The sequence below is a fragment of the Pseudomonas sp. MWU13-3659 genome (genome assembly GCF_023757525.1).
In the GTDB taxonomy this organism is placed as follows: Bacteria; Pseudomonadota; Gammaproteobacteria; order Pseudomonadales; family Pseudomonadaceae; genus Aquipseudomonas; species Aquipseudomonas entomophila_E.
The window spans coordinates 19,282-39,443 of sequence record NZ_JAMSHW010000007.1; the positions used below are offsets into that span (position 1 = coordinate 19,282).

At 65.0% G+C, this 20,162-nt stretch carries 17 protein-coding genes; 7 read left to right on the forward strand and 10 right to left on the reverse strand.

Annotation, left to right across the window (positions count from 1 at the left end; genetic code table 11):
* Positions 1–103: 103 nt before the first annotated feature.
* Complete coding sequence (gene pmbA, locus NGM28_RS10975) at positions 104–1,450, reverse strand: metalloprotease PmbA (protein WP_240065611.1); 1,347 nt, start codon at positions 1,448–1,450, stop codon at positions 104–106.
* A 109-nt stretch (positions 1,451–1,559) separates the two neighbouring features.
* On the opposite strand from pmbA, the gene yjgA reads away from it, so the two are divergent.
* Complete coding sequence (yjgA, locus tag NGM28_RS10980; protein WP_011532405.1) at positions 1,560–2,081, forward strand: ribosome biogenesis factor YjgA; 522 nt, start codon at positions 1,560–1,562, stop codon at positions 2,079–2,081.
* A 122-nt stretch (positions 2,082–2,203) separates the two neighbouring features.
* Here the strand turns inward: yjgA and tldD are convergent, their stop codons facing one another.
* From tldD to mreB, 8 genes are all read right to left on the reverse strand, one after another.
* The gene (gene tldD / locus NGM28_RS10985) at positions 2,204–3,643 is read right to left on the reverse strand and encodes a metalloprotease TldD (protein ID WP_252090139.1); all 1,440 of its coding nucleotides are present in this window, start codon (positions 3,641–3,643) and stop codon (positions 2,204–2,206) included.
* Positions 3,644–3,645: 2 nt separating this feature from the next.
* Positions 3,646–4,497, reverse strand: a complete 852-nt coding sequence (locus NGM28_RS10990; RefSeq protein WP_011532403.1) for a carbon-nitrogen hydrolase family protein — start codon at positions 4,495–4,497, stop codon at positions 3,646–3,648.
* Positions 4,498–4,511: 14 nt separating this feature from the next.
* A complete protein-coding gene (locus NGM28_RS10995; RefSeq protein WP_252090140.1) occupies positions 4,512–8,324 on the reverse strand; it encodes a YhdP family protein in 3,813 nt (1,270 codons plus the stop codon).
* 88 nt (positions 8,325–8,412) lie between these two features.
* A complete protein-coding gene (gene rng, locus NGM28_RS11000) occupies positions 8,413–9,870 on the reverse strand; it encodes a ribonuclease G (RefSeq protein ID WP_011532401.1) in 1,458 nt (485 codons plus the stop codon).
* Positions 9,871–9,925: 55 nt separating this feature from the next.
* Positions 9,926–10,525, reverse strand: coding sequence for a Maf family protein (locus tag NGM28_RS11005; protein WP_252090141.1), 600 nt, complete (start codon positions 10,523–10,525; stop codon positions 9,926–9,928).
* Positions 10,526–10,556: 31 nt separating this feature from the next.
* Entirely contained in the window at positions 10,557–11,045 is a 489-nt protein-coding gene (gene mreD, locus NGM28_RS11010) for a rod shape-determining protein MreD (protein ID WP_213659732.1), read from the reverse strand.
* On the reverse strand, positions 11,046–12,062 hold the full coding sequence (gene mreC / locus NGM28_RS11015) for a rod shape-determining protein MreC (protein ID WP_430624212.1): 1,017 nt from the start codon (positions 12,060–12,062) through the stop codon (positions 11,046–11,048).
* A 168-nt stretch (positions 12,063–12,230) separates the two neighbouring features.
* Positions 12,231–13,268, reverse strand: a complete 1,038-nt coding sequence (mreB, locus tag NGM28_RS11020) for a rod shape-determining protein MreB (RefSeq protein ID WP_011532397.1) — start codon at positions 13,266–13,268, stop codon at positions 12,231–12,233.
* A 203-nt stretch (positions 13,269–13,471) separates the two neighbouring features.
* Between mreB and gatC the strand changes: the two genes are divergently transcribed.
* The 6 genes from gatC (at position 13,472) to NGM28_RS11050 (ending at position 18,681) form a co-directional block, all read left to right on the forward strand.
* Positions 13,472–13,759 (forward strand): Asp-tRNA(Asn)/Glu-tRNA(Gln) amidotransferase subunit GatC, encoded by a 288-nt coding sequence (gatC, locus tag NGM28_RS11025; RefSeq protein WP_240065607.1) that lies wholly within the window; start codon positions 13,472–13,474, stop codon positions 13,757–13,759.
* A 15-nt stretch (positions 13,760–13,774) separates the two neighbouring features.
* On the forward strand, positions 13,775–15,226 hold the full coding sequence (gene gatA / locus NGM28_RS11030; RefSeq protein ID WP_240065606.1) for an Asp-tRNA(Asn)/Glu-tRNA(Gln) amidotransferase subunit GatA: 1,452 nt from the start codon (positions 13,775–13,777) through the stop codon (positions 15,224–15,226).
* A gap of 11 nt (positions 15,227–15,237) precedes the next feature.
* On the forward strand, positions 15,238–16,683 hold the full coding sequence (gene gatB, locus NGM28_RS11035) for an Asp-tRNA(Asn)/Glu-tRNA(Gln) amidotransferase subunit GatB (RefSeq protein ID WP_240065605.1): 1,446 nt from the start codon (positions 15,238–15,240) through the stop codon (positions 16,681–16,683).
* A gap of 133 nt (positions 16,684–16,816) precedes the next feature.
* A complete protein-coding gene (locus NGM28_RS11040; protein ID WP_252090142.1) occupies positions 16,817–17,191 on the forward strand; it encodes a septal ring lytic transglycosylase RlpA family protein in 375 nt (124 codons plus the stop codon).
* A 61-nt stretch (positions 17,192–17,252) separates the two neighbouring features.
* On the forward strand, positions 17,253–18,296 hold the full coding sequence (locus tag NGM28_RS11045; protein ID WP_252090288.1) for a calcium/sodium antiporter: 1,044 nt from the start codon (positions 17,253–17,255) through the stop codon (positions 18,294–18,296).
* A 10-nt stretch (positions 18,297–18,306) separates the two neighbouring features.
* Positions 18,307–18,681, forward strand: a complete 375-nt coding sequence (locus NGM28_RS11050; RefSeq protein WP_240065603.1) for a carboxymuconolactone decarboxylase family protein — start codon at positions 18,307–18,309, stop codon at positions 18,679–18,681.
* Positions 18,682–18,769: 88 nt separating this feature from the next.
* Here NGM28_RS11050 and NGM28_RS11055 read toward each other — a convergent pair whose 3' ends face one another.
* Positions 18,770–20,128: an amino acid permease gene (locus tag NGM28_RS11055; protein ID WP_240065602.1), complete on the reverse strand. Its 1,359-nt coding sequence runs from the start codon at positions 20,126–20,128 to the stop codon at positions 18,770–18,772.
* Positions 20,129–20,162: the final 34 nt, after the last annotated feature.

Sequence of the window (20,162 nt, forward strand, 5' to 3'; positions counted from 1 at the left end):
CGGCTCGGAAAACCGCGGTCGCGGTTCGGATCTGTTCGCCGGCAAGCCGGCTCCTACCTTGACCTCCGTAGGAGCCGGCTTGCCGGCGAATGGAACCTGCATGTCAACTTCCCGCGACAGTCATCCGCTCGATCAACACCGAACCACTATGAATATTGCTACGGGTTTCAATATCGCTGCCGATCGCCACAATCTGCTGGAACATATCCTTCATATTACCGGCGATGGTCACTTCCTGAACCGGGAACTGGATCTCGCCATGCTCGACCCAGAAGCCCGCCGCGCCACGGGAGTAATCCCCCGTGACCATGTTCAGGCCATGCCCCATCAGCTCGGTCACCAACAGGCCACGACCCATGCGGCGGATCAACGCGGCCTGGTCCTCGACCCCATGGGTGACGAACAGGTTGTGGACGCCACCGGAGTTCGCGGTGCTTGGCAACTTCAGCTTGCGCCCGGAATAGGTACCCAGGATGTACGACACCAGCTCGCCCTTGTCGACGAACGGCTTGGCATAGGTAGCCAGGCCATCGCCGTCGAATGCCGCGCTGCCCAGCGCACGCGGAAGGTGTGGGCGTTCGTCGAGGGTCAGCCAGGTGGGGAACAGGCGCTGGCCAAGGGTGCCTTCGAGGAACGAGGACTTGCGGTACAGGTTGCCGCCGGAAATCGCCGAGAGGAAGCTGCCGAACAGGCCACCCGCCAATTCCGCCGAAAACAGCACCGGTACCTCGCAGGTCGGTACAGGGCGCGCGCCCAGGCGGCTTGCCGCACGCTGAGCGGCGCGCTGACCGATGCTGCGTGGGTCAGCCAGCAGTTGACCCTGGCGATTGACGTCGTACCAGTAGTCACGCTGCATCTGGCCTTCGCTCTCGGCGATCATCACGCAGCTCAGGCTGTGGCGCGTGGAGGCGTAACCGCCGATGAAGCCATGGCTGTTGCCGTACACCCGCACGCCCTGGTGGGTATTGAGGGTGGTACCGTCGGCGTTCTTGATGCGTTTGTCGGCGTCGAAGGCAGCCGCCTCGCACGCCAGCGCCATCTCGATGGCCTTTTCAGGCTCGATGTCCCAGTCGTGATAGAGGTCGAGGTCCGGAATGTCACGCGCCATCAGCGCCGCATCAGCGAGGCCCGAGCACTCATCCTCGGAGGTATGCTTGGCGATCGCCAGCGCCGCCGCGACCGTTTCGCGAATGGCGTCGGCACCGCTGGCCGAGGTGCTGGCCGAGCCCTTGCGCTGGCCAACATAAAGGGTGATGCCGAAGCCCTGGTCGCGGTTGAACTCGACGGTCTCGACCTCGCGCTGGCGCACCGTGGTGGACAGGCCCTGCTCCAGCGACACCGCTACTTCGCAGGCACTGGCCCCTTGGCGGCGCGCTTCGGCGACAATCGCTTCGACCTGTTCCTGCAACGCCGGCAGGTCCTTGGGGCCTACGCTCTGGACTGCACTCATGGTTCTCTCCACTGAAAATTCTGCGTACGGCTAGGGTCATTCTACGACCGGGCCGGACAAGCGGCCCCCGACTGGTTATCATGGCGGCGATTTCCTGCGGACTGCCCCCATGGTTGATTCTTACGACGACGCCTTCGATGGCGAAAAAAGCAAAACCCAGATCAAGCGCGAGCTGCATGCGCTGGTCGAACTCGGTGAGCGCCTCACCACCCTCAAGGCCGACACCCTGGCGCGCCTGCCGCTGACCGACGAGCTGCGCAAGGCGCTGGACGAGGCCTCCCGGCACACCGCCCATGGCGCCCGCAAACGCCACATGTCGTTCGTCGGCAAGCTGATGCGCGTCCAGGACCTCGACGCCATCCACGCCGTGCTCGAGCAGATCGACAGCTCCAGCCGCCAGTACAACGAGCGCTTTCATGGCCTTGAGCGCTGGCGCGACCGCCTGATCGACGGTAACGACGAAGACCTCGAACGCTTCGTCAACGAGTTCCCCGACACCGATCGCCAGCACCTGCGCTCGCTGATCCGTCATGCCCAGCACGAAAAAGCGCGGAACAAGCCACCTGCCGCCGCGCGCAAAGTGTTCAAGTACATCCGCGACCTCGACGAGACCCAGCGCGGCCTGCGCTGAGCCCTGGTTTCGGGGGCTGCTACGCAGCCCATCGCGGCACAAGGCCGCTCCTACAGAAAACGCGCAAGACTGTAGGAGCGCCCTTGTGCCGCGAAAGGACCGCAAAGCGGTCCCCATGGCCCTCAAGCCCCTGTACCACCCACGGTAATCGCATCCAGCTTCAGGGTCGGCTGGCCAACCCCCACCGGCACCGACTGCCCATCCTTCCCGCACGTGCCCACGCCACTGTCCAGCGCCAGGTCGTTGCCGACCATCGACACGCCACGCATCGCTTCCGGACCATTGCCGATCAGCGTCGCGCCTTTCACCGGCGCCGTAATCTTGCCGTCCTCGATCAGGTACGCCTCGCTGGTGGAGAACACGAACTTGCCGCTGGTGATGTCCACCTGGCCACCGCCGAGGTTGGCGCAGTAGATGCCCCTCTTCACCGACCGGATGATTTCCTCGGGGTCGCTTTCGCCGGCACGCATGTAGGTGTTGGTCATGCGCGGCATCGGCAGGTGGGCGTAGGACTCACGACGGCCGTTGCCAGTGACCGCCATCTTCATCAGGCGGGCATTGAGCTTGTCCTGCATGTAGCCCTTGAGCACGCCATTCTCGATCAGCGTCGTGCACTCGGTGGGCGTGCCCTCGTCGTCGACACTGAGCGAGCCGCGACGGCCCTCCAAGGTGCCATCGTCGACGATGGTGCACAGGCTCGAGGCGACTTTTTCGCCGATCCGCCCGCTGAACGCAGAACTGCCCTTGCGGTTGAAGTCGCCTTCCAGACCATGGCCGACCGCTTCATGCAACAGCACACCGGACCAGCCCGGGCCAAGCACTACAGGCAATGTGCCGGCCGGCGCCGGAATCGCTTCAAGGTTGACCAGCGCCTGGCGCAACGCTTCACGGGCATAGCCCATGACTCGCTCCTCGGTGAAGAAGCGATAGTCGGTACGCCCGCCACCGCCTTGCCCGCCGCGCTCACGACGACCATTCTGTTCGACGATCACGCTGACATTGAAGCGCACCAGCGGGCGTACATCAGCGGCCAGGCTGCCGTCGGCGGCGGCCACCAGGATGCGTTCCCAAACCCCGGCCATGCTCACGCTGACCTGCTGGATGCGCGGGTCGAGGGCGCGGGTGGCGGCGTCGACGCGCTTGAGCAGCTCGACCTTTTCCGCACGGCTGAGCACCGCGAGGGGGTTATCGGCGGCATACAGCGCGGTCACGTCCTGGCTGCGGAAGGCCTGCACCTTGCCGTTCTGCCCGGCGCGCGAAATCGAACGGGCGGCACGGGCCGCCGAGGTGAGTGCTTCGAGGTTGATCGCGTTGCTGTAGGCGAAACCGGTCTTCTCGCCGGACTGGGCACGTACGCCCACGCCCTGGTCGAGGTTAAAGCTGCCTTCCTTGACGATGCCGTCTTCCAGCGCCCAGGTTTCCGAGATCTGGCCCTGGAAATACAGGTCGGCGGCGTCGATGCCGGGGCCGGCCAACTCGCCCAGCACCGTCTGCAGGCTGTCGAGGGTCAAGCCGCCCGGGGCCAGGAGCTGCTCGCTGACGGTGGATAACATCTGGCTCATAGTCACTCCGAGGTGTGCGCAGGCCGCAAGGCGTCCTGCGAGAAAAAGCGCCGGTGGCTGACCACCGGCATGCGCGCCCGGATGGACGCTTGTTCTTCGCTGTCGCGCGTGGCCAGCAGTACTGCCTCGCCCCGCGCCTGTTGCGCGACGATCCGCCCCCAGGGGTCGACGATCGCCGCCTGGCCGTGGGTTTCCCTCGGGCCCGGATGCACACCGCCCTGGGCGGCCGCCAGCACATAGCACTGGGTTTCGATGGCCCTTGCGCGAATCAGCACTTCCCAGTGCGCCGCGCCAGTCACCGCGGTGAACGCCGCCGGTGCGCTGATCAGCTCGGCCCCGGCGGCGCGCAAGGCGCTGTACAGCTCGGGGAAGCGCAGGTCATAGCACACCGACAAACCGAGACGCCCGACCGGCGTATCGACCACCACCACCTGGTCGCCGTGGGCGTAGTCGTCGGACTCGCGATAACGACCACGGTTGTCGGCAACGTCCACATCGAACAGGTGCAGCTTGTCGTAGCGTGCGGCGATTTCGCCCTGCTCATCGACCAGCAGCGAGCAGGCGTGGGCCTTGTGCTCCGGCCGACCAACCGGCGGCAAGGGCAAGGTGCCGGCGACAATCCATAACCTGAGGTCACGGGCCGCCTGTTTCAACCACGGCAGGATCGGCCCTTCGCCCAGCGCCTCGGCGCGGCCGATGGCGGCGGCGTCACGGCGGCCCATGGCGGCGAAGTTTTCCGGCAATACCGCCAGGCGCGCGCCACCGGCCGCGGCCTGCTCGAGCAGTGCCCGGGCGCGTTGCAGGTTGGCCAGGATATCGTCCTGGCTGACCATCTGGATCACTGCTGACGTCATGCCCACCCCCGCCATTACTTGTCGAATGGTTTCACAAACGTGATTTTAGGCTCTTTCACCGGCCCTTCTACGCGGTAGTGCACGCTGGCGAAGCGGGCCACGCGGTCGCCGATCAGGCGGTCGACCAGGAACAACGCGCCACCGACAGCCGGCGCGCCGATGATCAGCGCTGCCAGCGGCAGGTTGTTGGTCACCGGCAGGGTCACCAGCAGGTTGGCGTCGACCCGGTCGCGGACGAAGTCCAGGGTGCCGTCGAGCTCGAAGTTGCTCGACGGCCCCGTCACGGTAATCGGCTCGCGGGTCACGTAGACCCCTTCGCTGGCCACCAGCAGGCCCTTGACCCGGTCGTAGGCCAGGCCCTTGCTGAACAAGTCGGAGAAGTCCAGGCGCAGGCGGCGGCCGATGGAGTTGAAGTTGAGCAGCCCGAACACCCGCAGGGCCTGGGCACTGCCCTCGACTTCGACGAACTGGCCGGTGCGCAGGGCGGCGTCGAGGCTGCCGGAATAACGATTGAGGCTGACCCAGGCCGGCGAGCCCGGCCAGCGGCCATCGACATCCATGCGGAAATCACGACTGGTGACGGTCGGCGCAAAGCCCCAGGCCTTGAGCACGTCGGCCAGGTTCTTGCCGTCCAGGCGGCCCTTGTACCAGCTCGACGTACTGCCGGGCTCGCCTTCCCAGCCGCCGCTGCCATCGATATGCAACCCCTTGAGGTCCAGGTCGATGTCCGCTAGCGACAAGCCACGCGACGCCTGGCGCAACTTCACCGACGCACTGCCGAACAGGTCGTCGCCGCGGTACATCTTGTCGATGGTCAGGTCCAGCGGCGGTACCTTGCGCGGATCGACACCGGCCAGCGGATCCGGAGCATTCTCGGCCTGCTCTTCCGTCGTCGCGTTGGCGGGCGGCAGGCGCAAGGTCTGCAGGCGGATGGTCATCGGCGTGGCCTTGGCATCGGGAATACGTGCATTGCCAATGACTTCCTTGCTGTCCAGCCGCAGGTCCCAGGCCTGGCCGCCACGCGCCAGGCGCACGACCACCTGGTTGAGATCCATGCCGAAAGCCTTGAGCTGACCGATGCTCAGGTCGACACCCTGCAGGTTCTGGCGGGCGCTACCGCCTGGATCCTGCCCGGCGAAACGCTCCATCTGCTGTTGCCAGGGCGCCAGATCCAGGGCCTCCAGGCGCCCTCGTACACGCAGGCCCTGGCCACTCGGCACGCTGGCTTCACCGGCACCCAACAGCAGTTCGCCGCGCCCCTGGGCCAGTTTGTCGGCAGGCGCGGTGTAGGCGAATCGGGCCAAGTCGGCATAGCCGGCATCGATACGCCGCTCGGGGCCTTGCAAGGTGAGGCTGAAACGGCTGTCGCGGGTGTCCGCGGCGGCCTTGCCGAAGGGGGCCGGAAGATCGATGGCCAGGCCCTTGAGCGATGAATTGACCGTGATCCGGTTGTCACGGCTTCCGAGCATCACCTGCAACTGGTAGGGCAGATCACCCGAAGCCGGCAGCGCTTGCTGGAAGTTCAACCAGTCGGTCAAGGCCTTGAGGCCGACCTGGCCTGTGGCGCTGATACGCGTCTGGATCTGCCCGCCCTGCCCTTCGGCGGCGATCTGCGCGGTGACCGGCTTGCCGAAAGCCTGCAGGGTGATGCCCTTGCCGCTGAGCCCCTTGTCGAAGTCAAAGGTGAAATCGCCCTTCAAGCGGTTCAGTTCCAGGCTCGGTGGGGCAACCTTGAGCGTTGCGTCGGCGGTCGAGAAGTCCACCAGTACCTTGGGGCGCTGCCCGTGGGCCAGGGGAATGTCGAGCTTGACCTTGCCCCGCAGCGGCCCTTCGCCCTCCCAACCGGCGAAGATCTCACCCGTGCCGATGGGCGCTTCCTTGAGAATCTTCAGGCCATCGCCGAGGCTGCCATCGAAGTCGCCATCGAGATACAGGTGGCTGTGCTGGTCGCCCTCGACATGGGGAATGTCGACGCTCACGTCGCTGACCTTGGTGTCGAGCAGCAGCCCCTGGCGGGCCTTGATCCGCACACCGGTGTCCTCGATGAAGACGTCGCCCTCGACCTGCTGCACCTGGGGCCAGCCCGGCTGGAAGTCCAGGGCTGCGTCGTGCACCTTGAAGAACAGGCTGATATCGCGGGCATGGGGTGGCGCACCGTGGTTCAGCGAGCCCTGGTACTGGAAGTAGCCTTCGTCGACATTGCCCTTGACGATGGCGCTGCGCAGCCACTCGTCCAAGGCAGGGCTGAGCACCTCGGGCAGGTACTTGGCGGTGTAGCGGCCATCACCCTCGGTGAGGCCGACGCGCAGGTCCATGTAGTCCTCATGGCCTGGCTCCAGATGGATGCGGATCAGGAAGTCGGCGGCGATCTTGCCTTCGTCGCCCAACACCTTGATATAGGGGGCGACCAGGGTGAAGGCGTCCTTGTCCAGCGTCCAGGTCAGCCGTGCGTTGGCCTTGGGGTAATGCCAGGGTTTGCCGAAGATCGGGTACAGATGCAGCATGAACGCTTGAGTGTCCAGGCGCAGTTCGCCATGCCCGAGATCACCGCTGATCGCCCCGGTGACATTACCGGCGGCCGGCGCGCCGTGATAGGCGTCGAAGCCGACCTTCTCCAGGTTGGCGGCGAACTGCAGACGCTGGTCACCCTCGGCCTTCGGGCGGATGTCCAGGCGCACGTTGCGCAACGAGCCGGTCACCTTGAGGGCGTCGACCACGGTCATGAGTTTGTCGGGCAAAGGTGCCAGGGCATCGATCAACGGGGTCAGCGGCGTCAGGTCGAGGCGGTCAGCCTGGACCTGCCAGGTTTCGTCGGCAGGGTTCTGGCCCAGGCGCTGTGCCAGTTGCAGGTGGGATTCCCAGCGGGTCTGGCCAAGGCTCATGGCCAGGGAGTCGACTGCCACGTCAAAACCCTGGCCCTTGCGCTGGAACCAGGCCGCCAAGGCCAGGTTGTCCAGGGTGACAGCCTTGCGTTCGGCGTAGGCTCCCTTGAGTTGCGGGGCATTGAGGCGAACCATCGCCTGCTGCAGTTGCCCTTTGTTCCAGTCGATCCAGAATTCGCCGCCGGCACGCAGCGTACTGGCTTGCCACTGCCCCAGCAGGCGCGGCGGCAACCAGCGAGCCCAGTCGCTTTGCGGCAGGCTCAGGTAGGCCTGCAGACGCCCCTCGCGCCACGCCTTGGCGCTGGCCCGGCTGTCCAGGCTCATGGCCAGCGGCTGGCCGTCAGGTAAGGTAGCCCGCAGATCCAGGCGCTGGCGCGAAGCACCGGCCTGCCAACCCAGGCTGACATAGGTCAGGGTCAGCGGGTCACGCTGCCACGGGTGCAAGGTGACCTGGCTGTCGAACAGGTCGATGCGCCCCAACTGGCGCAGGCGCTTGAGCGCGTCGGCCGGATCGAATGGCGCGTCGTCCTTGTGCGGCAGGCCTTCAAGCGCCCAAGTGCCTTGCTCGTCTTCACGCAGGATCAACTGCAAGCCGGCGAGCTGGATTCGCGCCAGGCGCACTTCACGCGCTTTGAGGCTGGCCCACAGGTCCGGCACCAGCTTGACGTCATCCAGGCGCAGCGATGCGGTGCCCTCGCCCAACTGCAGGTCACGCACCCGCAACACCGGGGCCAGGCCACTCCAGCGTCCTTCCAGCACGCCGACATGCACAGGCATGCCCAAGGCCTGTTCGGCCTTGAGCTCGGCGTCCGCGCGGTATTCGGCGACCAGGGGTACCAGTTGTCGCCCAAGGCTGACATACAGCGCCACCAGCACCGCCAGCAAGGCGCAGATGCCCAGCCCCCAGCGGGTCAAGGCGCCCAGAACGCGGATCAGACGTTCCATGGCCAAGGCCCTCCGAATCGTCCCTTAACTATGGCCGGGGAATCGGGCTTTGCCAGCCCTGGTAGGGGGCGACGGCCTTCAGAACGGGTCAGAGCAGCACCACATCGTATTGTTCCTGGGAGTACATGGACTCGACCTGGAAGCGAATGGTTCTCCCGATGAACGCTTCCAGTTCGGCGACATTGCCCGACTCTTCGTCGAGCAGGCGGTCGACCACCTTCTGGTTGGCCAGTACCCGATAGCCCTCGGCCTGGTAGGCGCGGGCCTCGCGCAGGATCTCACGGAAGATTTCGTAACAGATTGTCTCAGGGGTCTTCAATTTGCCCCGACCCTGGCAGGCGGCACATGGCTCGCACAGCACTTGTTCGAGGCTTTCGCGGGTACGCTTGCGGGTCATCTGCACCAGGCCCAGCTCGGTGATGCCGATGATGTTGGTCTTGGCGTGATCACGCTCGAGTTGCTTCTCCAGGGTACGCAAGACCTGGCGCTGGTGCTCCTCGTCCTCCATGTCGATGAAGTCGATGATGATGATCCCGCCGATGTTGCGCAGGCGCAATTGCCGGGCGATGGCGGTGGCTGCCTCCAGGTTGGTCTTGAAAATGGTCTCTTCGAGGTTGCGATGGCCGACGAACGCACCGGTGTTGACGTCGATGGTGGTCATCGCCTCGGCCGGGTCGACTACAAGATAACCGCCGGACTTGAGCGGCACCTTGCGCTCCAGGGCACGCTGGATCTCGTCCTCGACCCCGTACAGGTCGAAGATCGGACGCTCGCCGGGGTAATGTTCGAGGCGGTCAGCGATCTCGGGCATCAGTTCGGCGACGAACTGCGTGGTCTTCTGGAACGTCTCCCGCGAATCGATGCGAATCTTCTCGATCTTCGGGTTGACCAGGTCGCGCAGCGTGCGCAGCGCCAGGCCGAGGTCCTCGTAGATCACGGTGGGGGCGCCACAGGTGCTGATCTGCGCGCCAATCTGTTCCCACAGGCGGCGCAGGTAGCGGATGTCCTGGAGGATGTCTTCAGCGCGGGCGCCTTCGGCGGCGGTGCGCAGGATGAAGCCACCGGCATCCTTCATGTCTTCCTGGGCCATGCAGTCGTTGACCACTTGCTTGAGGCGTTCGCGCTCGGCTTCTTCCTCGATCTTCAGCGAAATCCCGACATGACTGCTGCGTGGCATGTACACCAGGTAGCGTGAGGGGATCGACAGCTGGGTGGTCAGGCGCGCGCCCTTGGTGCCGATCGGGTCCTTGGTGACCTGCACCACCAGCGCCTGGCCCTCGTGGACCAGCGCGGTGATGGTCTCCACCGCCGAGCCTTCGCGCTGCGAGATCTCCGAGGCATGGATGAACGCCGCGCGCTCCAGGCCGATGTCGACGAAGGCCGCCTGCATGCCTGGCAACACCCGCACTACCTTGCCCTTGTAGATGTTGCCGACGATACCGCGGCGCTGGGTCCGCTCCACGTGCACTTCCTGCAGGACGCCGTTCTCCACCACCGCCACGCGTGATTCCATCGGGGTGATGTTGATCAGGATCTCTTCACTCATGGCACGCTCTCGTCAAAGGTCTGGGGGTAATGATGGATCGCAGCAGGAAGACTGGCTAGCGCTGGGCGACATCCCCTTGCAGCTGCCAGCAGGGAATGGCGAACTGCTCGAGCAGTTCCGCCGTCTCGCTCAGGGGCAGGCCGACCACAGATGAATAGCTGCCTTCGATGCCGCTGACGAACACCGCGCCCAGGCCCTGGATGGCATAGCCGCCGGCCTTGTCCTGGGGCTCGCCGCTGGCCCAGTAGCGCAAGGCTTCCTCGAAGGAGATGGTACGAAAGCGCACGGTGGTGGCGACGCAGCAGCTCAGGCTGCGCTGGCCATCGGTCACCGCCACGGCGGTCAGTACCTGGTGTTCGCGTTTTGACAGGTCACCGAGCATGGCCAGTGCCTGCTCGCGGTTTTCGGGTTTGCCGAGGATGTTGCCATCGAGCACCACAGTCGTGTCGGCGCCCAACACCACGCCGGTGCCGTCGGTCTGGGTGAAGCCCGCCACGGCCTTGGCCTGCGCCAGGCGTTCGACGTAGGCAGCCGGCGCCTCGTCGGGTAACGGGGTTTCATCGATGGGCGCACTGACGACGACGAACGGCACGCCGATCTGGGTCAGCAGTTCACGCCGTCGTGGCGACCCGGAGGCCAGGTACAGCTGGGGCATGTAGACATCTCCTTGTCAGTGGCGGCGGCCGTCAGTGGATATGCAGGCGCAGGCGCAGGCCGCGCAAGGCAAAGCTGATCCAGGGCCAGAGCAAGGCGCTGATCACCGCAGGCCAGACCAGCGCCAGCGTTGGCAGGCGATTGCCGGTCAGGGCGCTGAGCCACAGCTGGATCAGCTGGGCGATGCCGAAGATCACCAGGATCACCAGGCTCTGCTGCCACATGGGGAACATGCGCAAGCGTTGCTGCAACGACAGCACGAGGAAGGTGATGAGCGTGAGAATCAGGGCGTTCTGCCCCAGCAGGGTGCCGTACAGCACATCCTCGGCCAGACCCAGCACGAAGGCGGTGGTCATGCCGACCTTGCTGGGCACGGCCAGGGTCCAGAACGCCAGCAGCAAGGCCAGCCACATGGGCCGGAACACTTCCATGAACTGCGGCATGGGCGAAACGCTGAGCAACAGGCCGATGGCGAACGTCACCCAGATGACCCAGCCGTTTCTGCTACGGGTGCTGGCCATTCATTGTCTCCGGGGTTGAGCGGGCGCGGCAGGCGGGTGGGCCGGTGCGGGGGTCGTCGTGGCGGGTGCCGCAGGCACGGTCTGGCTGGCCGGGGCAGGCGTCGCCGGGGTGGCGGGCGCCTGGCCATGGTTGGCCCCTTGACGGTCGGCTTCTTCCTGGGCGATCGCCGCTTCGGTGGCGCGCTCTTCCGGCGTACGCCGGTCGCTGAACACCAGCAGCATGTAGCGGCTGCGGTTGAGCGCGGCGGTGGGGATGGCGCGGACGATGGCGAATGGCTGGCCGGAATCGTGGATCACTTCGTTGACCGTGGCCACCGGGTAACCGGCCGGGAAGCGCTGGCCCATGCCGGAACTCACCAGCAAGTCGCCTTCCTTGACATCGGCCGTGTCGGCCACATGGCGCAGTTCCAGGCGCTCCGGGTTGCCGGTGCCGCTGGCAATGGCGCGCAAGCCGTTGCGGTTGACCTGCACCGGAATGCTGTGGGTGGTGTCGGTCAGCAGCAGCACGCGCGAAGTGTACGGCATCAGCTCGACCACCTGGCCCATCAGGCCACGCGCATCGAGCACCGGCTGGCCGAGGAACACGCCGTCGCGCTCGCCCTTGTTGATCAGGATGCGGTGGGTGAACGGGTTGGGGTCGACACCGATCAGCTCGGCGACCTCGACCTTCTCGTTGACCAGCGCCGAGGAGTTGAGCAGCTCACGCAGGCGCACGTTCTGTTCGGTCAGGGCCGCCAGCTTCTGCAGCCGCCCCTGTAGCAGCAAGGCTTCGGTCTTGAGCTTCTCGTTTTCGGCAATCAGCTCGGTGCGGCTGCCGAACTGGCTCGCCACGCCCTGCCACGCACGCTGGGGCAGGTCGGTGATCCAGTAGGATTCCATCAACACCAGGCCCATCTGGCTGCGCACGGGCTTGAGCAGGTCGAAGCGCGAGTCGACCACCATGAGCGCGACCGACAGCACCACCAGCACAAGCAGGCGAACGCCCAGCGAAGGGCCCTTGGAGAAAAGCGGTTTAATGGGCCGTTCCTCGTGGACGACAATTCAGGAGGTCATGGGACATGGGGCAACGCACCGGCCTGCTTGCGGATTGACGGAAACGACGCCCGAACGGGCGCCAGCACAGCGCATACAGGTAGCACTGTGCGTGCTACCTGTAAACCTGGATGCCTGCTGCAGCGCCAGCGATCACTCGCTGGAGAGCAGGTCCATGGCGTGCTTGTCCATCATCTCCAGCGCACGGCCACCACCGCGGGCGACGCAGGTCAGCGGGTCTTCGGCGACGATCACCGGCAGGCCGGTTTCCTGGGCCAGCAGCTTGTCCAGGTCGCGCAGCAGCGCGCCGCCACCGGTCAGCACCAGGCCGCGCTCGGCGATGTCCGAGGCCAGCTCCGGCGGAGACTGTTCGAGGGCGCTCTTGACCGCCTGGACGATGGTCGCCAGCGATTCCTGAAGCGCTTCGAGCACTTCGTTGGAGTTCAGGGTGAAGGCACGCGGTACGCCTTCGGCGAGGTTGCGGCCACGAACGTCGACTTCGCGCACTTCGCCGCCTGGATAAGCGGTACCGATTTCCTGCTTGATGCGCTCGGCGGTGGATTCGCCGATCAGGCTGCCGTAGTTACGACGCACATAGGTGACGATGGCTTCGTCGAAGCGGTCGCCGCCGACGCGGACGGACTCGGCGTAGACCACACCGTTCAGCGAGATCAGGGCGATCTCGGTGGTACCGCCACCGATATCGACGACCATCGAGCCACGGGCCTCTTCGACCGGCAGGCCAGCACCGATGGCAGCAGCCATCGGCTCTTCGATCAGGAATACTTCACGGGCACCGGCACCGAGGGCCGATTCGCGGATGGCACGACGCTCTACCTGAGTGGATTTGCAGGGTACGCAGATCAGCACACGGGGGCTGGGCTGCAGGAAGCTGTTTTCGTGCACCTTGTTGATGAAGTACTGCAGCATCTTTTCGCAGACGCTGAAGTCGGCGATCACGCCGTCCTTCATCGGACGAATGGCAGCGATGTTGCCTGGAGTACGGCCGAGCATGCGCTTGGCTTCGGTCCCGACTGCGACGACGCTTTTCTGCGTGCCATGGGTACGGATGGCAACCACCGAGGGCTCATTCAGGACGATACCGCGCTCACGCACGTAAATAAGGGTGTTGGCAGTACCCAGGTCGATGGACAGATCGCTGGAAAACATGCCACGCAGTTTCTTGAACATGGGAAAGTGACCCTGGGGAAAGCGTGGGTAAAAAAGTGCGGCAAACTCTAACAATGGCAGGGATTTTGGGCAAGGAGCCAATATGTTAAATTGGCTGTTTTTCCGAGCATGCCTGCCGATGATCGCGGCCCTTTGACCGCCAGAATCCTGACATGTTCCTCATTTGCGGACCCATTCCGCATTTCGTTTCCCTGGAGATCCCCATGGCGCTTCAACGCTCCGACGTGGAAAAGATCGCCCATCTGGCCCGCCTGGGCCTGAATGAAAGCGAACTGCCACGCATTACCGACGCCTTGAACAGTATTCTCGGGCTGGTCGACCAGATGCAAGCCGTCGACACCACCGGCATCGAGCCCCTGGCCCACCCGCTGGAAACCACCCAGCGCCTGCGTCCCGACCAGGTCACCGAAAGCAACCAGCGCGACCGCTACCAGGCCGTCGCGCCGTCGACCGAGAACGGCCTGTATCTCGTACCGAAAGTCATCGATTAAGGGAAAGCGCCTGCCATGCATCAATTGACCCTGGCCGAGATCGCCCGCGGACTCGCCGACAAGTCGTTCTCCTCGGAAGAACTGACCGGCGCACTGCTGTCGCGCATCAAGCAGCTCGACCCGCAACTCAACAGCTTCATCACCATCACCGAAGAGCAGGCCCTGCACCAGGCCCGCGCCGCCGATGCCCGCCGCGCCGCCGGTGAAACCGGCGCGCTGCTCGGCGCACCGATCGCCCACAAGGACCTGTTCTGCACCAACGGCGTACGCACCAGCTGCGGCTCGAAGATGCTCGACAACTTCACCGCCCCGTACGACGCCACCGTGGTCGCCAAGCTGGCCGAAGCCGGCATGGTCACGCTGGGCAAGACCAACATGGACGAATTCGCCATGGGTTCGGCCAACGAATCCAGCCACTACGGCGCGGTGAAGAACCCGTGGAACCTCGAGCACGTGCCAGGCGGCTCGTCCGGTGGTTCGGCCGCCGCCGTGGCCGCGCGCCTGCTGCCGGCCACCACCGGCACCGACACCGGCGGCTCGATCCGCCAGCCGGCGGCGCTGACCAACCTCACCGGCCTGAAGCCGACCTACGGCCGCGTATCGCGCTGGGGCATGATCGCCTACGCCTCGAGCCTCGACCAGGGTGGCCCGCTGGCCCGCACCGCCGAAGACTGCGCCCTGCTGCTGCAAGGCATGGCCGGTTTCGACAGCAAGGACTCGACCTCGGTCGACGAGCCGGTACCGAACTTCAGCGCCGGCCTCAACGCCTCGCTGCAGGGCCTGCGCATTGGCCTGCCGAAGGAGTACTTCGGCGCCGGTCTCGACCCGCGTATCGCGGAACTGGTCCAGGCCAGCGTCAAGGAGTTGGAAAAGCTCGGCGCGGTGGTCAAGGAAATCAGCCTGCCGAACATGCAGCACGCCATCCCGGCGTACTACGTGATCGCCCCGGCCGAAGCCTCTTCCAACCTGTCGCGATTCGACGGCGTGCGCTTCGGCCACCGTTGCGCGGACCCGAAGGACCTGACCGACCTGTACGAACGCTCCCGCGGTGAAGGCTTCGGCGTTGAAGTGCAGCGTCGCATCATGGTCGGCACCTACGCCCTGTCGGCCGGCTACTACGACGCCTACTACATCAAGGCGCAGCAGATCCGCCGTCTGATCAAGAACGACTTCGTCGCTGCGTTCAACGACGTCGACGTGATCCTCGGCCCGACCACCCCCAACCCGGCCTGGAAGCTCGGCGCCAAGAGCGCCGACCCGGTCGCCGCCTACCTGGAAGACGTCTACACCATCACCGCCAACCTGGCGGGCCTGCCAGGCCTGTCGATGCCGGCCGGCTTCGTTGATGGCCTGCCAGTGGGCGTGCAGTTGCTGGCCCCGTACTTCCAGGAAGGCCGCCTGCTCAACATCGCGCACCGTTACCAGCAAGTCACCGACTGGCACACCCGCGCCCCTAACGGCTTCTGAGGAATTCACACATGCAATGGGAAGTTGTTATCGGGCTGGAGATCCACACCCAGCTCGCCACCCAGTCGAAGATCTTCTCCGGCAGCGCCACCACCTTCGGCTCCGAGCCGAACACCCAGGCCAGCCTGGTCGACCTGGGGATGCCTGGCGTGCTGCCGGTGCTCAACCAGGAAGCCGTGCGCATGGCGTGCATGTTCGGCCTGGCGATCGACGCCGAGATCGGGCCGCGCAACGTGTTCGCGCGCAAGAACTACTTCTACCCCGACCTGCCCAAGGGCTACCAGATCAGCCAGATGGACCTGCCGATCGTCGGCAAGGGCCACCTGGACATCGCCCTGGAAGACGGCACCATCAAGCGCATCGGCGTGACCCGCGCGCACCTTGAAGAGGATGCCGGCAAGAGCCTGCACGAAGACTTCAACGGCGCCACCGGCATCGACCTGAACCGTGCCGGCACCCCGCTGCTGGAAATCGTCTCCGAACCGGACATGCGCAGCGCCAAGGAAGCCGTGGCCTACGTCAAGGCAATCCACGCCCTGGTGCGCTACCTGGGCATCTGCGACGGCAACATGGCCGAAGGCTCGCTGCGTTGCGACTGCAACGTCTCGGTGCGCCCGAAAGGCCAGACCGAGTTTGGCACCCGCTGCGAGATCAAGAACGTCAACTCGTTCCGCTTCATCGAGCGCGCGATCAACAGCGAGATCCAGCGCCAGATCGACCTGATCGAAGACGGCGGCAAGGTGGTGCAGGAAACCCGCCTGTACGACCCGAACAAGGACGAGACCCGCCCTATGCGCAGCAAGGAGGAAGCCAACGACTACCGTTACTTCCCCGACCCGGACCTGCTGCCGGTGGTCATCGAGCAAAGCTTCCTCGACAGCGTGCGCGCCGCCCTGCCGGAGCTGCCCACACAGAAGGTCGAGCGCTTCCAGAGCCAGTACGGCCTCTCTGCGTATGACGCCAACGTGCTGGCTTCCAGCCGCGAACAGGCAGACTACTTCGAGCAGGTGGTCAGCATCGGTGGCGACGCCAAGCTGGCGGCCAACTGGGTGATGGTGGAACTGGGCAGCCTGCTGAACAAACTGGGCGTCGAGATCGACCAGTCGCCGGTCAGCGCGGAGCAACTCGGTGGCATGCTGCTGCGCATCCGCGACAACACCATCAGCGGCAAGATCGCCAAGACTGTGTTCGAAGCCATGGCCGCCGGTGAGGGCGACGCCGACAGCATCATCGAAAGCAAAGGCCTGAAGCAGGTCACCGATACCGGTGCAATCGACAAGATGCTCGACGAGATGCTCGCCGCCAATACTGAACAAGTCGAACAGTACCGTGCGGCTGATGAAGCCAAGCGCGGCAAGATGTTCGGCTTCTTCGTCGGCCAGGCGATGAAGGCATCGAAGGGCAAGGCCAACCCGGGGCAAGTGAACCAATTGCTCAAGGCCAAGCTCGAAGGGTGATCTGAGAACGCGGCGAGGGCGACGCCCTCGATCGCGGATGAATCCGCTCCTACACAGTTGATGACGCCATACCTGTAGGAGCGGATTCATCCGCGATGGGCCGCACAGCGGCCCCATTTGCGGAGCATCCGAATTGCTGAAGCGATCCCTCGCCACCTTCACCCTCTTCTCCTTTCTGGCCGGCTGCGCCAGCCACGACATCGACCCCCGCGGTTACAACGAAACCGGTACCGCCTCCTACTACGGCAGCCGCCACCATGGCAAACGCACTGCCAGCGGCGAACCCTTCAACCAGCACGGCCTCACCGCTGCCCACCGCAGCCTGCCTTTCGGCAGCCGCGTACTGGTCACCAATCTCGCCAACCAGCGCAGCGTCGTGGTCCGTATCAACGACCGAGGCCCCCACACCCGTGGCCGGCTGATCGACCTTTCACGCGCAGCCGCAGAAAAAATCGGCATGCTCCGTAGCGGAACGGCGCGAGTCCGGGTACAAGGTCTGAGCGATTGACCTGACTGGAGCCCTCGCCATTTTCGACCTGGCCACCCTCCCCACCTTCAGCCTTCTGCAACTGGGCCTGGGCCTGGTGCTGCTGATCATCGGCGCCGAACTGCTGGTGCGCGCAGCCCTGCGCCTGGCCACCCGCCTGCATGTGCGCCCGCTGATCATCGGCCTGAGCCTGGTGGCCTTCGGCAGTACCGCGCCACAGTTGACCGTGAGCCTGCAGGCCGCCTACCAGGGCGCCCCGGACGTCGCGGTGGGCAGCGTGGTCGGCAGCAACATCTTCAATGTGCTGGTGATCCTCGGCCTGGCGGCGCTGATCATTCCGCTGCGCGTTTCACGCCAACTGGTACGCCTGGACATCCCCCTGATGATCGTCGCCAGTGGCCTGGTCTACTTGCTGGCCAGCAACGGCCAGCTGGGGCGTCTCGAAGGCCTGGTGCTGCTACTCGCACTGCTGGGTTACCTGCTCATGCTCTGGCACCAATCGCGCCACTATGCCCGCACCTATCCGGCACCCAGTGCGGCCCATGCGAGCGCCGGACGCTTCTGGAGCGGCGCGCTGCTGCAGATCGCCCTTGGGCTCGGCCTTCTGAGCCTGGCCGGCCACCTGCTGCTGGAGGCCGCCGTGGAAGTGGCGACCGACCTGGGGTTGTCCGAGCGGATCATCGGCCTGACCGTGGTCGCCGTGTGCACCTCGCTGCCGGAGTTGGCCGCTGCCTTGATCGCCGCCCTGCGCGGTGAGCGGGAAATTGCGGTGGGCACGGTGATCGGCAGCAATCTGTTCAACCTGCTGGCGGTGCTGGGGCTGACGGCGCTGGTCACTCCCGAGCCGCTGTCGATCTCGCCCAATGCGCTGGACTTCGACCTGCCGGTGATGCTCGGCGTGGCGGCGCTGTGCCTGCCGGTCTTTTATTCCGGCTACCGGGTCACCCGTGCCGAAGGCCTGGTGTTCCTATGTCTCTACCTGGCCTATGGCCTGCACGTGGTGGCCTTTACCACCGGCATGCCACTGGCCGGGCGCCTTGAACGACTGATGCTGTTCTATGCACTGCCGGTGCTCGGGGTTGTGCTGCTGTGCACCACGCTTCGCGCCTGGCGCCGCCAACACTAAGGAAAACAACATGGCTGATTCGAAACAGAGCGGGGAAAAAATCCGTCGCCAGGTGATGGGCGATGCCTTCGTCGACCGCGCCTTGGGCAACGCGACCGAATTCACCCAACCGCTTCAGGACTTCGTCAACGAGCATGCCTGGGGCAGCGTCTGGACGCGTGAGGGGCTGCCGCTGAAGACGCGCAGCCTGATCACCCTGGCCACGTTGACCGCGCTCAAGTGCCCGCAGGAGCTCAAGGGGCATGTTCGCGGTGCGCTGAACAATGGCTGCACGGTGGAGGAGATCCGCGAGGCGCTGCTGCATTGTGCGGTGTATGCCGGGGTGCCGGCCGCGATCGATGCATTTCGTGCCGCGCAGGAAGTGATCGACAGCTACCAAAGCTGAGTGGCCACCGGCCCTTTCGCCGGCAAGCCGGCTCCTACAGGTATGGCACGCCCCTGTAGGGGCCGGCTTGCCGGCGAAACTGGCTATATCATTGGGCCTGGCGCGCCTTCTTCATCTTGAACGCCACCCCCAGCACAGCGATCCACGCCGGGATCAGCATCACCGAGATGCGGATCGGCGGCGTCAGGTACATCACCACCAGAATCAGCACGATGAACGCCAGGCACAGGTAGTTGGTCAGCGGATGCCCCCAGCTGCGGTAGAACGGCGTGATGCCAGCCGCCAGCTTGGCTTTGCGGAACTTCAGGTGGGTGATGCTGATGCTCGCCCAGTTGATCACCAGCGCCGACACCGCCAACGCCATCAGCAGGCCGAACGCCTCGCCCGGCATGAGGTAGTTGATCACCACGCACAGCCCGGTGGCGAACGCCGAAACGCCCAATGCGGTAAGCGGCACGCCACGGCGGCTGACCTTGAGCAACTGACGCGGCGCATCACCCTGGGCGGCCAGGCCGAACAGCATGCGGCTGTTGGCGTACACGCAACTGTTGTACACCGACAGCGCCGCCGTCAGTACCACAATGTTGAGAATGGTCGCGACCAGGTCGCTGTCCAGCTCGTGGAAGATCATCACGAACGGGCTGCCGCCCTGCACCACCTTCTGCCACGGGTACAGCGACAACAGCACCGCCAGCGCGCCGATGTAGAAGATCAGGATGCGGTAGACCACCTGGTTGGTGGCCTTGGGGATGCTTTCACGCGGGTTGGCGGCTTCGGCGGCCGTGATGCCCACCAGTTCCAGGCCACCGAACGAAAACATGATCACCGCCAGGGCCATGACCAGACCCGTCACGCCATTGGGAAAGAAGCCACCGTACTGCCAGAGGTTGGCGACACTGGCATCCGGGCCACCGTGGCCGCTGCTCAGCAGCCAGGCACCGAAGCCGATCATGCTGACGATGGCCACCACCTTGACCAGGGCGAACCAGAACTCCATTTCGCCATACACCTTCACCTGGGTCAGGTTGATGGCGTTGATGGCCACGAAGAAGATCGCCGCCGTGGCCCAGGTGGGGAAGTCAGGCCACCAGTACTGTACGTAGATGCCCACCGCGGTGAGCTCGGCCATGCCGACCAGCACGTACACCACCCAGTAGTTCCAGCCCGAAACGAAGCCGGCGAACTCGCTCCAGTACTGGTGGGCGAAGTGGCTGAAGCTGCCGGCGACCGGCTCCTCTACCACCATCTCGCCCAGCTGGCGCATGATCAGGAAAGCCATCAGGCCGGCGACGGCATAGCCCAGCAGCACCGAGGGGCCGGCCAGCTGGATGGTCTGGGCGATGCCCAGGAACAATCCGGTACCGATGGCGCCACCCAGCGCGATCAGCTGGATATGGCGATTCTTCAGCCCGCGCTGCAACTGCTCGGGCGTGCTCTGGTCTTGCATGAAGTGTCCTTTCAATGAGGCCGTATTGTTGGTG